The organism is Gammaproteobacteria bacterium (assembly GCA_033720895.1).
Classification (GTDB): Bacteria; Pseudomonadota; Gammaproteobacteria; order Natronospirales; family JAJUFS01; genus JAWWBS01.
Map to the genome: position 1 here is coordinate 1 of JAWWBS010000061.1, position 13,650 is coordinate 13,650.

The following is a 13,650-nucleotide window of genomic DNA, read 5'->3' on the forward strand; positions in this document are numbered from 1 at the left end:
CCCTGACCCGCTGACGGGTGCCAGGACCATTCGCAGGAAAGCCGGGCTCCTGCCCGGCTTTTCTTTTCGGTAGGCATGGCGGTACAACCAGCGTTTACATGTCAGAATGCTCCCATCGGAGCCAGAGCCGGAGATGACTGCACTCCATGGAAACGTTTCGATTCTATCGTGATGATGACGGTCGTCCGACCGTTGATGTGAAATTGCGCGGCCGCGAACTGCTGGCCCATCCCCTTCTGAACAAGGGCACGGCGTTCACTGACGAGGAACGGGATGTCTTCGGTCTGCGCGGTCTGCTGCCGCAGCATATTGCCAGCACGGCAGATCAGGAAGCGCGCGCCTACGAGCACATTTCCCGCAAGAGCGAACCGCTGGAGCAGTACATCGGCCTCGCGGCGCTGCAGGACCGCAATGAAACCCTGTTCTACCGCCTGCTGGAAAAGAACCTCGAGGAATTCCTGCCCATCGTCTACACCCCGACGGTGGGTGAAGCCTGCAAGCAGTACTCGCATATTTTCCGGCGTGGACGCGGCCTGTGGATCACGCCGGAGGACAAGGGTCGCATCGCAGACGTGTTGCGGAACTCGCCCTACAAGGAAGTCCAGCTGATCGTCGTTACCGATGCGGAGCGCATCCTGGGCCTGGGCGATCTTGGCGCAGGCGGCATGGGCATACCGATCGGCAAGCTCGCGCTCTACACCGTCGGCGCAGGCATTCACCCTTCGCATACCCTGCCCGTCTGCCTTGACGTTGGCACCGACAACCAGGAATTGCTCGATGACCCCTTGTACATCGGCTGGCCCCATCCGCGCCTGCGTGGCGAGGCCTATGACGCGCTGCTGGAAGAGTTCGTCACCGCTGTGCGCGACATCTTCCCGGGCATCCTGTTGCAGTGGGAAGACTTCAAGAAGGCCAATGCTTTCCGGCTGCTGGACCGCTATCGACAACGGATTCTCTCGTTCAATGACGATATCCAGGGGACTGCTGCGGTCGCCCTCGCGGGCGTGCTGGCGGCCTGTCGCATTACCTCCACCCCGCTGGCCAGGCATCGCGTCCTGATTCTGGGTGCAGGCGCAGCCGGTGTGGGCATTGCACGCCAGCTGCGCGACGCGATGCAGCGTGACGGCCTGGCCGACGATTCCCTGGCGGAAGCGATCGCTGTTCTCGATTCGCGCGGCTTGCTGGTCGACGACGGCAGCATCGATGACGCCCACAAGCAGGAATTCGCCTGGTCGGAAGCGCTGGCGGCGAAACACGGCCTGGGTGACCGGCAGGCGCGGAGCTTCGGCAGCGTTGTCGAACAGTTCAAGCCGACGGTGCTGATCGGGACGTCCGGTCAGGCGGGCATTTTCGACGAACAGATCATTCGCACCATGGCCGCGCACTGCGCGCGCCCGGTGATCTTCCCCTTTTCCAATCCGACCAGCTATTCCGAGGCAATCCCGGAGGATGTGCTGCGCTGGACCGACGGCCGGGCCCTGCTGGCAACCGGCAGCCCCTTCGAGCCGGTTGAACTGAATGGACGTGTTCACGACATCTCGCAAGGCAACAACGTCTATATCTTCCCTGGCGTCGGTCTCGGTGCGCTGGCCAGCCAGGCGCGGGAGATCACCGACGGCCTGTTCACGGCCGCGGCCGAGTCGCTGGCGCAGCAAACTCCCGAGGACATGCTGGATGCCGGTCGGCTGTTTCCTTCGCTTGGCCAGTTGCGAGAGGTTTCGGCCAGGATCGCGCTGGCGGTCGCGCGCGAGGCCGTTGCCTCCGGGCTGGCCGAGGAGTCCAGCGAGGCGGAATTGAAAGCCCGCATCGATGCCATGATGTGGCAGCCGGACTATCCCCGGCTGAATGCACTTCCGCTTAAGTGATTTAACGTTAAAAACGTTCGGTAAGTTATTGAAATGACTAAGTATGACAAGCGGTTGTTTTACGAAGGAACACTCTCGCTGAGCGGGGGATACCGCGTCATTGTCATCAGCCTGGACAGCAGCGAGCGGGCCTTTGCCATCGCCCCCAATGGTTACCCCCTGGCTCGTACCGGCTACCCTTCGATCGATTCCGCCAAACAACAGATTGCCGAGTTCCGTGATGCGGGCAAATCACCCGACACTGACCGCCTCGCGCCGTCCGCCCTGCCGCCCGACCAGCGCCTGCCGCTGGAACCGGTCATGGATACGGTCATGCGGGTGGAAATTCGCGGAATTTTCGTTGCCCTGCTCGGCGTGCTGCTGGGTGGCGATGCCGTCCTGTGGATCCTGGAATTGCCGGCGCGCCCTGGTGTGGGTCGGACCGCCAAGATATACCGCGACGAAGAAGACGCGGTCAGGGCCTATGAAAACCTGTGTGTCGAACTTTCCACCAAGTACATCGATGCCTACCTGCCGCCGCAGAATGATGACGAATGACGCGGTCGATTGAACGGCTCGAAGCCTTCAATGCCGCGGCTCGACTCGGTTTCGAGCCTGTGTCAGGATAACCGCGGTGCACGGCAACTCAATAAGAACCACAAGCCTCAGGGGGCAGATCGATGAGTGAAGAGCGGCGGGACTTTCCCCGGGTGGAAACAGAACACTCGGTCGAGGTGGTCGACACGGATGGCGGCGTCTTCCCGACCCTTGCCCTGGACCTTTCGCTGACCGGCATGCAGTTGCTCTGCGACGAGCCGACGGCTTCGCGCCTGCTGCCGGAAGGCCCCCCTGATGCCGATGCGCCGAAGAGCGTGGAAATTCGCCTGCGCCTGCGCCTGCAGGACGGCACGCGCGCCAAGATCCGGGCCAATGCCTTGCTCGTTTCCTTGCGCAAGTCCGGACCGGACGATCAGCGAATCGGCGTCAAGTTCACCAATTTCCTGGGTGATGGCTACCATGCCCTGGAATCGTTCATAGACGAGTCCCTGCCCGACGACTGATCGCTATGCCCGGTCAGGAAGCTTTCCTGGCTGACATGTGTGCCTGCACGCGCGCCCGCTCTGCCCCTGAGCCGGACCTGGAGCCCGACGGATGAAATCACTGCTGTTCCTGTTGCTGTCCCTGCCCATGCTTGCCAGCGCGGCCAGTATCGAGCCGGCGTCCGAACGCCAGCATGGCGAGGGGCCTTTCGATCGTCTCGTGCTGAAGGGCGGCATCGTGGTCGACGGCACCGGTGCCCCGGCTTACGGGCCGGTCGATATCCTGGTTGAAAACGACAGGATCGTGTCCATCGGTGGCCAGTACGAGATAGATTCGCGCACCCGCCTGCTGGATGTCAGCGGTATGTACGTCCTTCCTGGATTCGTCGATATGCATGGCCATATCGGTGGTGTCGACCAGGGAACCCCCGCGGATTACGTAATGAAGCTCTGGATGGGTCATGGCATCACGACCATCCGTGACCCTGGTAGCGGCAACGGCCTGGATTTCGTGCTGGAGCACAAGCGCCGGAGCGCGGCCAATCGCATCACCGCGCCGCGCATCAAGGCTTACGTTTTCTTTGGCAGTGGTGAATCCGCACCGATCACCACCCCGGAGCAAGCCCGTGCCTGGGTGCGTCGCCAGGCAAAGGCTGGCGCTGATGGCGTGAAGCTGTTCGGCGCCCGGCCCGAGGTGCTGCAGGCAACGCTGGATGAGATCCGCAAGCAGGGATTGCGCTCCGCCATGCACCATGCCCAGCTCGGCGTGACCCGTGCCGATGTCATGGATACGGCGGAATGGGGCTTGACCACCATGGAGCACTGGTACGGGCTGCCCGAAGCGCTGTTCACGGATCGGACGGTTCAGGACTACCCGGCTGACTACAACTACATGAATGAATACCACCGCTTTGCCGAGGCCGGTCGCCTCTGGCAGCAGGCGGCCGCGCCGGGCAGCGAGCGCTGGGAAACGGTTCGCGATCGCCTGATAGCGCTCGATTTCACCCTCGACCCCACGTTCACGATCTACGAAGCCAATCGGGACCTGATGGCGCAGCGGCGAGCCGAATGGCATGACGAGTACACCCTGCCCTCGCTCTGGGAGTTTTTCCGTCCCAGCGCTGATTCGCATGGTTCCTACTGGTTCGACTGGTCCACGGCCGACGAAATTGCCTGGAAGGCCAATTTCCGTCGCTGGATGGACTTCGTGAATGACTACAAGAACCATGGGGGCCGCGTCACGGTTGGCTCGGACTCCGGCTATATCTACAAGATCTACGGATTCGGTTACATCCAGGAACTGGAATTGTTGCAGGAAGCCGGCTTCCACCCGCTGGAAGTGGTGCGGGCCGCGACCCTGCACGGCGCCGAGGCCATCGGCATGGCTGGCCAGGTGGGTTCGATCGAGCCCGGCAAGAAAGCCGATTTTGTCGTCGTTCCCGGCAACCCCCTCGGCAATTTCAAGCTGCTGTACGGCACCGGTGCCATCCAGCTGGATGACGAGGGCAATATCGTGCGGGCCGGCGGCGTTCGCTGGACCATCAAGGATGGCATCATCTACGACGCCCCGGCGTTGCTGGCCGAGGTCCGGACAATGGTGGCAAATGCCAAAAAAGAGGCCGGGATCACGGAATTGCGTCAGCCAGGCCTATAAAACAGTATTTTGAGCATGGTTTTGAGTGCCCAGCGGCTTTCGTCATATTGAAGGTCGACGCAGCAAGCAGTACGGTAAATTTCGTGCAGCTGCCGGGCTCTCGAGGAGGGATGCCATGATAAGGCTGTTTTCAAGACCCAAGCCGATATCGGAAATACTTGCAGTGGAAACGAGCAGCAGGAAACGGGAACAGGAAAGGCGGGTCAACCAGCGATTCGAGCTGCGAACGCCTGTCGAGTTTCGCGGCGATGACGACACCATTGCACATGGCGACATCACGGATGTTTCGCTTGCCGGCATGATGATCCGCTGCGACCGCACCGCCCTGCGTTCCATTGCCCCGAAATTCGACAAGACCACGCCGGACGAGGCGCCGCGCGTGAGGGCCTGCTTTGCCCTGCCCGCCGACTCTGTCGGGGAGATCGAGGTCGACTGCAAGGTCGTGCACATCCGGCGGTTCTCGCAATCGGAGTATTTCGTGCACCTCAACTACGAAAACTTCGCCGGCGCCAGTTATGACGAACTGCGGCATTACATCGAGACCCTGGTAGAACTGGGTGCCCGCCCTTCCTGAATCATTTCGCTTCAAATCACCTGGAGAGTCATCAATGCAAGTCTTGAATCGTATGCTGGCCATGGTTCTGTTCCTTGGCCTGCTGAGCGCGTGCGACAACGCGTCCGAATCCGACACTTCGTCGGATGCCAGCAAGGCAGGAACCTCGAACATGGCCGCGGATGCGCCCTACAGTGGCGACATGGACTACCTTGAAGACCGTCTCGACATTTATGCGTCTGTCACGCTGACGGCCGACACCTCGACGTTGTCTGCCAACCAGAAACAGATGATTCCGCTGCTGATCGAGGCATCGGAGATCATGGACGAGCTGTTCTGGCGCCAGGCCTGGGGTGACAAGCGCGCCTTGCTCAGCGGCATCGACAACGAGCGCGTGCAGCGCTTCGCGGAAATCAACTATGGCCCCTGGGACCGCCTCAATGGCGAACGCAGCTTCATCAACGAAGTCGGTGCAAAGCCCGAGGGCGCACAGTTCTATCCTGCCGACATGAGCAAGGAGGAATTCGAGGCCTGGGAACAGGAAGGCAAGCGCGGCCTGTATTCCTTCGTGCGCCGTGATGCCGAAGGGGCGTTGTACCTGGAGCCCTACCACGAGGCATTCACCGACGAACTGCGCGCTGCGGCGAACCTGCTTCGCGAAGCTGCCGAGCTCGCTGACGATCCGCAGTTTGCCGAGTACCTGCGCATGCGCGCCGATGCGTTCATGACCGACGACTACCAGCCCAGCGACATGGCCTGGATGGACATGAAGGACAATGCCATCGAGCTGGTAATCGGGCCGATCGAAACCTACGAGGATCGCCTCTTCGGGTATCGAGCTGCCTATGAATCCTATGTGCTGCTGAAGGACCTGGAATGGAGCGAGCGCCTGGCACGCTACGCGGCGTTCCTGCCCGAGCTGCAGGAAGGCCTGCCGGTTGCCGAAGAGTACAAGCAGGAAATGCCGGGCTCGGATGCCGACCTGAATGCCTATGACGTCGTTTTCTATGCCGGCCACAGCAATGCCGGTTCCAAGACCATCGCCATCAACCTGCCGAATGACGAGCAGGTTCAGCTGGAGAAAGGTACGCGTCGCCTGCAGCTCAAGAATGCCATGCGCGCCAAGTTCGATCGCATCCTGGTGCCGATTGCCGACGTGCTGATCACACCTGAGCAGCGCAAGCACATTACCTTCGATGCATTCTTTGCCAACACCATGTTCCATGAAGTGGCGCATGGCCTCGGCATCAAGAACACCATCGACGGTTCCGTTACGGTGCGTGAAGCGCTCAAGGAACATGCCAGCCCGATGGAAGAAGGCAAGGCCGACATCCTCGGCCTCTACATGATCACCGAGTTGCACAAGCGCGGCGAGCTTCCGGATACCGAGATGATGGACTACTACACCACGTTCCTCGCCGGCATCTTCCGCTCCACCCGTTTCGGGGCATCCAGCGCTCATGGCCAGGCCAACATGGTGCGATTCAACTTCTTCCGCGAAGCCGGTGCATTTGTTCTTGACGAACAGAACGGCACCTACGCCGTGGACTTCGACAACATGCAGCAGGCCGTGGAAGACCTGTCACGCCTGATCCTTACCCTGCAGGGCAATGGCGACTACGAAGGTGTCGACAAGTTGATGTCCGAGCAAGGCCAGGTTGGCGCTTCCCTGAAGGCGGCGCTGGACCGGCTGTCCGACAACGACATCCCGGTGGACATCGTTTTCGAGCAAGGCGTGGCCGAACTCGAACTTTGACATTCCGGTTCACCGGAACCAGGAAGGCCTGCCATTGCGGCAGGCCTTTTTTCTAGCGGCACGACATTTCGCTGCCTAGTTCAGTTCCGAAAGGTGCCCCTCCACCAGGATGCGGCCTTTGCGCGCATCGGTAAGGGCAAAATTCCTGTCGGGTTCGCGGTCGCCCAGGCTGAAGTTGGTGTAAGCCGGAAGCATGACCGGTGCGCGGAAGCTGCCTTCCAGCTTCATGCCATTCAGTTCGACTCCCCTCGCCTGCAGGATCGACAGGCAGCGAGCCAGCGAGAACATGCCATGCGCTATGGGTCGCTTGAATCCGAAGCGCTTGGCCAGGAAGCGGCTCAGGTGAATGGGATTCCAGTCTCCGGAGACGCGCGCATAGCGTCGCCCCATGTCTTCTTCGAACTGGAGGTGCAACAGCGGAACGAAATGCACGGCATCGCCCGATCGGCTGTGGCGCCGTGGCCGGGCACGCTTCTTCGGATCGGGTTTCAGGAAATCGATCTTCTCGTGCCAGACCCGCTCGGTGGCCTTCAGCACGTCGGTGAGCAAGGTGAATTCCCAGCCTCGATCGGTTTCGCGCGGTCCCTCTATCTTGCAGACCACGTCGTAGCTGCCATTGATCGGCATGTCGGCATGCCACTCGATGGATTGACCCATGTGCACGAGGCCGGCCAGCGAAAACGGGAAATGCTCGGAGTCCATCAGTTGCAACTGCAGGTGCGTTGCCATGATGTGCGGATAAATCGGTGGCACCAGGTCCGGAGGGCTGGCACCGCAAACCTGCTGGTAAGCCAGCATGTCATCCTGGGAGACTCGTCGGCCACGCTGGATGTAGACGACATCCGGCAAGGGAGCCGCGAGATCCGTGGATTCCTTTTTCAGTCCTAGGAACATCGACAGGTAGATCTGCCAGAGCGGTTTCAGGCGAATCGGCTCGATCACTTCCCCGCCGAGCTGGCTGCCCTTGATGGGTGGCTTGCTCATTGCGAGTCACCTTTCCGGACGGCTACCGCAAGCAGCTCCCGCTCGACTTCCGCAGGCATCAGCGCGAGTACGAGCTCGCGGGCTTCACGAATCCGTTTCAGAACCTTGTCACGTTGCTTGTCGGTCAAGGTTTCCTGCAATGCCAGGATCATTTCTATGCTTTGCTGGCGATTGTGCGTGGAGCGCTCGGCAAGCTCGGCAGGGAGATCGACACGATCGACCCAGGAGCGCTTCAGGAACGACTCGATTTCCTGCTGCCCGGCGTTGTCCAGCAACAGCTGGCCCAGGCCGTCATTGCGCGCTACCCGCCATGCCAGCCAGAGCGGACGATTGTCATGCATCCTGGCGACATGTGATCTGATGAGGCGCTTCTGTTCCTCGTTGAGCTCGCCGATCCACTCTTCCATGTCCTCGAATTCGTTTTCTTCACGTTCCTTGTCGCTGCGCTCCTCGGCAATGCGCTCGCGGTACTCCTGCTCCTTTTCTTCGAGCTTGCCGACGAAGTAGGCACGCTGGTCCTCGTCCAGGCCTGCCATGATCTCGGCAATTGCCGGCATGGTATCGCGCACGCCTTGCCGTAGCAGCTGTTCGCCTTCGTCGATACTGGCATCCAGCGACTCTGGTGTCAGGCCTGCCAGGAAGCGTTGTTCGACGCGCTCGGCAAAGGCGTAGTACAGCGGCAATTCGCGCACCTCGTGCTCGGCCTTGCGCGCCTTGAACAGCGCCAGCGCTTCCGATTCCTGGCGTGTGTTCAGGTAGAAATATTCGTCGGCAAATTCGACGGCCAGCCGTGGCGCCATGCTGTAGGCAAGTTCGACGGCGCCGCAAGCCGAAAGGGCCAGGACGCATGCAAGCAGCAGCGCACGCCATTGCGTGCGCAGACCGGGTTTGCTGCTTGGTGTCATGCCGTTCATGTCGTGTTATTCGATGCCTTCGTCTTTGTCGGGACGAGCGTCGGACTCTTCCGCTGCGGATTCGATCGCGGTCAGGTCGATGGTGACGAGTCCGTCAGTGTCGGGGCTCCAGCTGCTGGCGCCTCGCCAGTCCGGCCGCGAAGCATCCCCGCTGGTACTCAGCAGTGCCCCGACCTCGAGCGTGCCATCGGGAAGTTCGTTGACACCGATGAAATCCGCAGCACTCAATGAGACTGTCACCGGCAAGGCGAGATCGTCAACCCGTTGTGCCGCCAGAGGCGGGCCGGCCGTCGATGGATCACGAATGAAGACGAACAACTTCGCATCGGCTGGCATGTCTGCCGGCAAGGCATCCCCTGTCACCCTGACGTCAACGAGAGCTTCCGGCGGCGGCGCAGCGTCCGGGTCCAGGCTTCGCAGTCGGTTTTCGACGACGGCCCGGAAGCTGTCCGGCAGGTCGGGAACAGCCAGCAGCAACTTCCATCGCTCCACGGCGAGTTCGCCATTGCCACGGGACTGCGCCGCGAGACCGCCATACCAGAGGCCACGGGGATTCCCCGGGTCCATTCGCAGGATGCGTTCAAACAGCGCACCCGTCTCGCCATCCAGTGACGCTGGATCATTCAATGCCTGCGCTTCGGCGTAGGCCGCGGCAATCTCGATATTGTCATCCGGGCCACCGGCCAGCTTCAGTGCCTGCTGGAAACTCTCGGCAGCGCGAGCGTAATCACCCATGACGACATAACTGCGCGCAAGCATCAGCCAGCCGTCAAGATCGTCCGGCGAATCCTGCAGTCGTTTCTCGAGCTGGACGATCATCTTGCCGATGTCGGGCTGGCCGTTAGCGGCGCTGTCCGCCCGGGTGACTTCCAGGTTGGGGCTGCCAAGGTGGCTGTATAGCCCAAGGCTGATGCCGGCCAGCGCAATGCCGAGCAAGATGCCCTGGCTGGTTCGTCCCTGTCTCAACAGCGGCAGGGAAACGAGCAAGGCGCAGGCGGCCAGCAGTAATCCAGCAGCGATCCAGAACAGCATCAGTTCGATTCCTCGTCGTCGTCCAGGGCCATGTGGCTGCGTTGCTTGAGGATGCGCCACATCACCAGCAGCGCGATGCCGAGCAACAGGAAAGGTCCCGCCCACAGCAGGACCGTCGAAGACCTGACCGGAGGTCGGTAGAGCACGAAATCGCCATAGCGGTCGGTCAGGTACGTGATGATCTGCTCGTTGCTCTGCCCTTCCTTGACGAAGCCTGCTACCTGCTCGCGGAGATCCACGGCCAGCGGTGCATTGGAGTCGGCTATCGTCTGGTTCTGGCAGACCAGGCAGCGCAGCTCGTTGGTCAGTTCGCGGTAGCGTTCGGCATCGCTCTCGCTGGCGAACTCCGGCTCGGGTGCGGCTGTTGCTGCAAGCGCGACCAACAGGCCAAACACCAGTACTGTCAGTCTGTTCATCGTGCACCTCCTGGCAGTGCGCGCGCTTCGGCTCGCAGTTCCTCGATCGTCGGCAGCAGGTGCTGCTCGATCACCGCGGTGGTCAGCGGGCCGATATGCTTGTAGCGAATGATGCCCCTGGCATCGACCACGAAGGTTTCCGGTGCGCCATACACGCCCCAGTCGATACCGACATTGCCGGGCAGGTCGTAACCGATGCGCGTATAGGGGTTGCCACTGCGATTCAGCCAGGTGATCGCTGCCTGGCGGTCATCCTTCCAGTTCAATCCATGCAACGGAATGTCATGCGTGGCGGCGAAGCGCATCAGCAAGGGGTGTTCCTCGTGGCAGCCCGGGCACCAGCTGCCGAAGACGTTCAGCAGGCTGACTTCGCCCTCGAAATCGGCACTGCTCAGGCCTTCGCTCTCGTCATACAGGCCCGGCAGGTCGAATGTCGGCACCGGCTTGCCGATCAAGGGAGATGGCACCTCGGTCGGGTTCAGGAACAAGCCACGCCAGAAGACAATGCCCAGCAGGCCGACGATCACCAATGGCAGGACAAAGCGGAAATTCATGCCTGCCCCGCCTTGTCACGGCTGCGTTCCCGGTAGCGGGGGTCAAGCGCCGCCAGCAGGCCACCGAGAGCCATCAGCAGGCCGCCCAGCCATATCCAGCGCACCATCGGTTTGACCTGGATACGTCCGCTCCAGCTGGTTTCGCTCAAGGGTTCGCCCAGCGCCACATACACATCACGCCACAGGCCGGGATCGATGCCCGCCTCGGTCATGGCGTTGCGCTGCACGCGGTAGACACGTTTTTGCGAATGCAGGTCGGCGACATTGCTGCCCTCGCGGGTTACGAGGATGTCGGCGCCGATGGCTGTGTAGTTCGGGCCTTCGATTTCGCCCTGGTCATGCAGCATGAATTCGTACTGTCCAAGCGGCACGGGTTCGCCCTCCGCCAGCACGACATCGCGCTCCAGGCCGTAGCCCGATACCGCTGCGATGCCCAGCGCCGTGGCGCCGAGGCCGAGGTGACCGAGCGACATGCCCCAGCTCCGCAGCGGCACGCTGACACCGGCGCGGCGACGTCGCAGCACGTCGACAAAGGCACTGGCCAGCACCCAGAACGCCAGCCACAGACCCAGCGTGACCATCACCCCGGCGACGCCCCAGGCAACGGTAATGCCGAAGACCAGCAACACGACGCTGATCACTGCCGGCCAGCGCAGCTGTCGAAGGTTTTCGTTTGCCTTGTCCTTTTTCCAGTTCACCAGGGGTCCGATCGCCACGGCTGCCAGCAAGGGCACCATCAATGGCACGAATATGGCGTTGAAATACGGAGGCCCGACGGAAATCTTGCCGAGGTTCAGCGAATCCAGGAACAAGGGATACAGCGTGCCAAGCAGCACAGCCGCGGCGGCAACGGTCAGCAGCAGGTTGTTCAGCAGCAGGAAGGACTCGCGTGACCAGGGTTTGAAGCCGGTGCCCTTCGGCAATTGCGGTGCCTTCCAGGCATATAGCGCCAGCGCACTGCCGACGACCGCCAGCAGGAAGGCCAGGATGAACACGCCACGCAAGGGGTCGGAGGCAAAGGCATGCACCGACACCAGTACGCCCGAGCGCACCAGGAAGGTGCCGAGCAGGCTCAGCGAGAATGTCGCAATGGCCAGCAGCACTGTCCAGCTGACAAAGGCCTTGCGCTGCTCGGTGACGGCCAGCGAATGCAGCAAGGCCGTGCCGACCAGCCATGGCATGAACGATGCATTCTCGACGGGATCCCAGAACCACCAGCCACCCCAGCCAAGCTCGTAGTAGGCCCACCAGCTGCCAAGGGTGATGCCGAGGGTCAGCGACAACCATGCCGCCGCGGTCCAGGGGCGTGCGCGTCGTGCCCACAGCACGCTGTTGTCCTTCTGCAACAAGGCAGCCAGCGCGAATGCGAACGGCACGGCAAAGCCGACGTAACCGAGATAGAGCATGGGCGGGTGAATGGCCAGCGCCGGATCCTGCAGGATCGGATTCAGGTCTCGACCATCGGCCGGCGGAAACGGGAGGCGTTCAAAGGGATTCGACGTCAGCAGCGTGAACAGCATGAAACCGATGCTGACCAGGCCGAGCATGCCGATGACATTGCCGCTGAAGCGCTCTTCCCAGCGCGTCGAGCCCAGTACGACAGCGTAGGTCCAGCCGGCCAGGATCAGGATCCACAGCAGCAGCGAACCTTCATGCGCGCCCCACACGGCAGCGAAGCGATAAAGCGTCGGCAGTTCGCTGTTGGAGTTCTGCGCCACATACAACAGCGAGAAATCGTTCTCGAGAAAGGCAATCGTCAGTGCGACAAAGGCCAGCAGCACCACCGCAAATTGCAGCACGGCGGTACGCCGACCGAGAGCTACCATGATGGCGTCATTGCGCTGTGCGCCGACCAGCGAACAGCCGGCCTGCAGCAATGCCAGTGCAAGGCCAAGCACCAGGGCAAAGTGCCCCAGCTCGGGAATCATGTCGCCCATCAGTTCGGCTCCTTGCCCTGGTCGGCTTCCTGCTCGTCCTCATCACCGGCGGGATAGCGACCCTCGGCCTTGGCACGCGCGACACCTTCTTCGTGGGCGCTCTTGATGGAATCCTCGACTTCAGGTGGCATGTAGTTCTCGTCGTGCTTGGCCAGTACTTCGTCGGCAATGAACACGCCGTCCACCAGCTTGCCGTGCGTGACAATGCCCTGCCCTTCGCGGAACAGGTCCGGCAGTATGCCGGTGTAGGTGACCGGCAGCTTCGTCGCCGTATCGGTCAGCTGGAAGCGCACCGTCAGCGAACCCTCTTCGCGCTCCACGCTGCCATCCACCACCAGTCCGCCAACGCGGAATTTGCGTTCGGCCGGCGCCTCGCCTTTCAGCACTTGCGAGGTGCTGTAGAAGTACAGCAGGTTCTCTTCGAAGGCGCGCAGGCCGAGGCCGACGGCGACGGCGACGCCGAGTACCACTGCGGCAACCAGGGCCATGCGTTGTTGACGACGGGTCATGCTTCATTCCTCCCATTCGGAGACGACGTACCAGCCAGGCGTTCGACCTGGTTGCGACGCTGGATGTCGGCCAGCGTGCGACGATGACTGGCGCGAGTCAGCAGCCACAGCAGCAGCAAGGCAAACAGCGTGATGCCGAATGCGGACCACACGTATTGTGCATAGCCGCTCATTGCCAGGAAATCCATCCAGCCTCTTTCCATGCTCACAATTCTCTCGTCCAGCTGGCGCGCGCTTCGCGACGCAGCGTTTCGGTACGCGCACGAACCAGCGCGACAGTGATGAAAAACAGTTTGAAGGCCAGTGCCATGACCAGCATCGGCCAGAGCATGTCCCAGGTGATCGATGGCTTGTCCAGCTTGGTCACCGTCGCACCCTGGTGCAGGGTGTTCCACCACTCCACCGAGTAATGAATGATCGGGACATTGACCACGCCGACGATGGCCAGGATGGCCGC

General features: G+C 61.6%; 15 protein-coding genes. 6 read left to right on the forward strand and 9 right to left on the reverse strand.

Going from position 1 to position 13,650, the window contains the following annotated elements:
- The first annotated feature begins 146 nt into the window (after nt 1-146).
- The 6 genes from R3217_08880 (at nt 147) to R3217_08905 (ending at nt 6,847) form a co-directional block, all read left to right on the forward strand.
- Complete coding sequence (locus R3217_08880) at nt 147-1,865, forward strand: NAD-dependent malic enzyme (protein MDX1455554.1); 1,719 nt, start codon at nt 147-149, stop codon at nt 1,863-1,865.
- 33 nt (nt 1,866-1,898) lie between these two features.
- Entirely contained in the window at nt 1,899-2,402 is a 504-nt protein-coding gene (locus tag R3217_08885) for a hypothetical protein (protein MDX1455555.1), read from the forward strand.
- A gap of 122 nt (nt 2,403-2,524) precedes the next feature.
- A complete protein-coding gene (locus R3217_08890; GenBank protein ID MDX1455556.1) occupies nt 2,525-2,905 on the forward strand; it encodes a PilZ domain-containing protein in 381 nt (126 codons plus the stop codon).
- 91 nt (nt 2,906-2,996) lie between these two features.
- Nucleotides 2,997-4,538 (forward strand): amidohydrolase family protein, encoded by a 1,542-nt coding sequence (locus R3217_08895; protein MDX1455557.1) that lies wholly within the window; start codon nt 2,997-2,999, stop codon nt 4,536-4,538.
- Between the two features lie 163 nt (nt 4,539-4,701).
- A complete protein-coding gene (locus R3217_08900) occupies nt 4,702-5,112 on the forward strand; it encodes a PilZ domain-containing protein (GenBank protein MDX1455558.1) in 411 nt (136 codons plus the stop codon).
- A gap of 34 nt (nt 5,113-5,146) precedes the next feature.
- The gene (locus R3217_08905; protein MDX1455559.1) at nt 5,147-6,847 is read left to right on the forward strand and encodes a Zn-dependent hydrolase; all 1,701 of its coding nucleotides are present in this window, start codon (nt 5,147-5,149) and stop codon (nt 6,845-6,847) included.
- A gap of 75 nt (nt 6,848-6,922) precedes the next feature.
- Here the strand turns inward: R3217_08905 and R3217_08910 are convergent, their stop codons facing one another.
- From R3217_08910 to R3217_08950, 9 genes are all read right to left on the reverse strand, one after another.
- Entirely contained in the window at nt 6,923-7,831 is a 909-nt protein-coding gene (locus tag R3217_08910; protein ID MDX1455560.1) for a MaoC/PaaZ C-terminal domain-containing protein, read from the reverse strand.
- On the reverse strand, nt 7,828-8,745 hold the full coding sequence (locus R3217_08915) for a DUF6279 family lipoprotein (GenBank protein ID MDX1455561.1): 918 nt from the start codon (nt 8,743-8,745) through the stop codon (nt 7,828-7,830). The genes R3217_08910 and R3217_08915 overlap by 4 nt, the downstream gene beginning before the upstream one ends.
- A gap of 6 nt (nt 8,746-8,751) precedes the next feature.
- Nucleotides 8,752-9,777, reverse strand: a complete 1,026-nt coding sequence (locus R3217_08920) for a hypothetical protein (GenBank protein MDX1455562.1) — start codon at nt 9,775-9,777, stop codon at nt 8,752-8,754.
- Nucleotides 9,777-10,193 (reverse strand): cytochrome c-type biogenesis protein, encoded by a 417-nt coding sequence (locus R3217_08925; GenBank protein ID MDX1455563.1) that lies wholly within the window; start codon nt 10,191-10,193, stop codon nt 9,777-9,779. The genes R3217_08920 and R3217_08925 overlap by 1 nt, the downstream gene beginning before the upstream one ends.
- Nucleotides 10,190-10,747: a DsbE family thiol:disulfide interchange protein gene (locus tag R3217_08930; GenBank protein ID MDX1455564.1), complete on the reverse strand. Its 558-nt coding sequence runs from the start codon at nt 10,745-10,747 to the stop codon at nt 10,190-10,192. The genes R3217_08925 and R3217_08930 overlap by 4 nt, the downstream gene beginning before the upstream one ends.
- The gene (locus tag R3217_08935; protein ID MDX1455565.1) at nt 10,744-12,675 is read right to left on the reverse strand and encodes a heme lyase CcmF/NrfE family subunit; all 1,932 of its coding nucleotides are present in this window, start codon (nt 12,673-12,675) and stop codon (nt 10,744-10,746) included. Before R3217_08935 ends, R3217_08930 begins: the two co-directional genes overlap by 4 nt.
- 8 nt (nt 12,676-12,683) lie before the next feature.
- Entirely contained in the window at nt 12,684-13,193 is a 510-nt protein-coding gene (gene ccmE / locus R3217_08940) for a cytochrome c maturation protein CcmE (protein ID MDX1455566.1), read from the reverse strand.
- Entirely contained in the window at nt 13,190-13,396 is a 207-nt protein-coding gene (gene ccmD / locus R3217_08945) for a heme exporter protein CcmD (protein MDX1455567.1), read from the reverse strand. Before ccmD ends, ccmE begins: the two co-directional genes overlap by 4 nt.
- Nucleotides 13,397-13,398: 2 nt before the next feature.
- Nucleotides 13,399-13,650, reverse strand: a 252-nt coding sequence (locus R3217_08950) for a heme ABC transporter permease (protein MDX1455568.1), incomplete at its 5' end; no start/stop codon positions are given.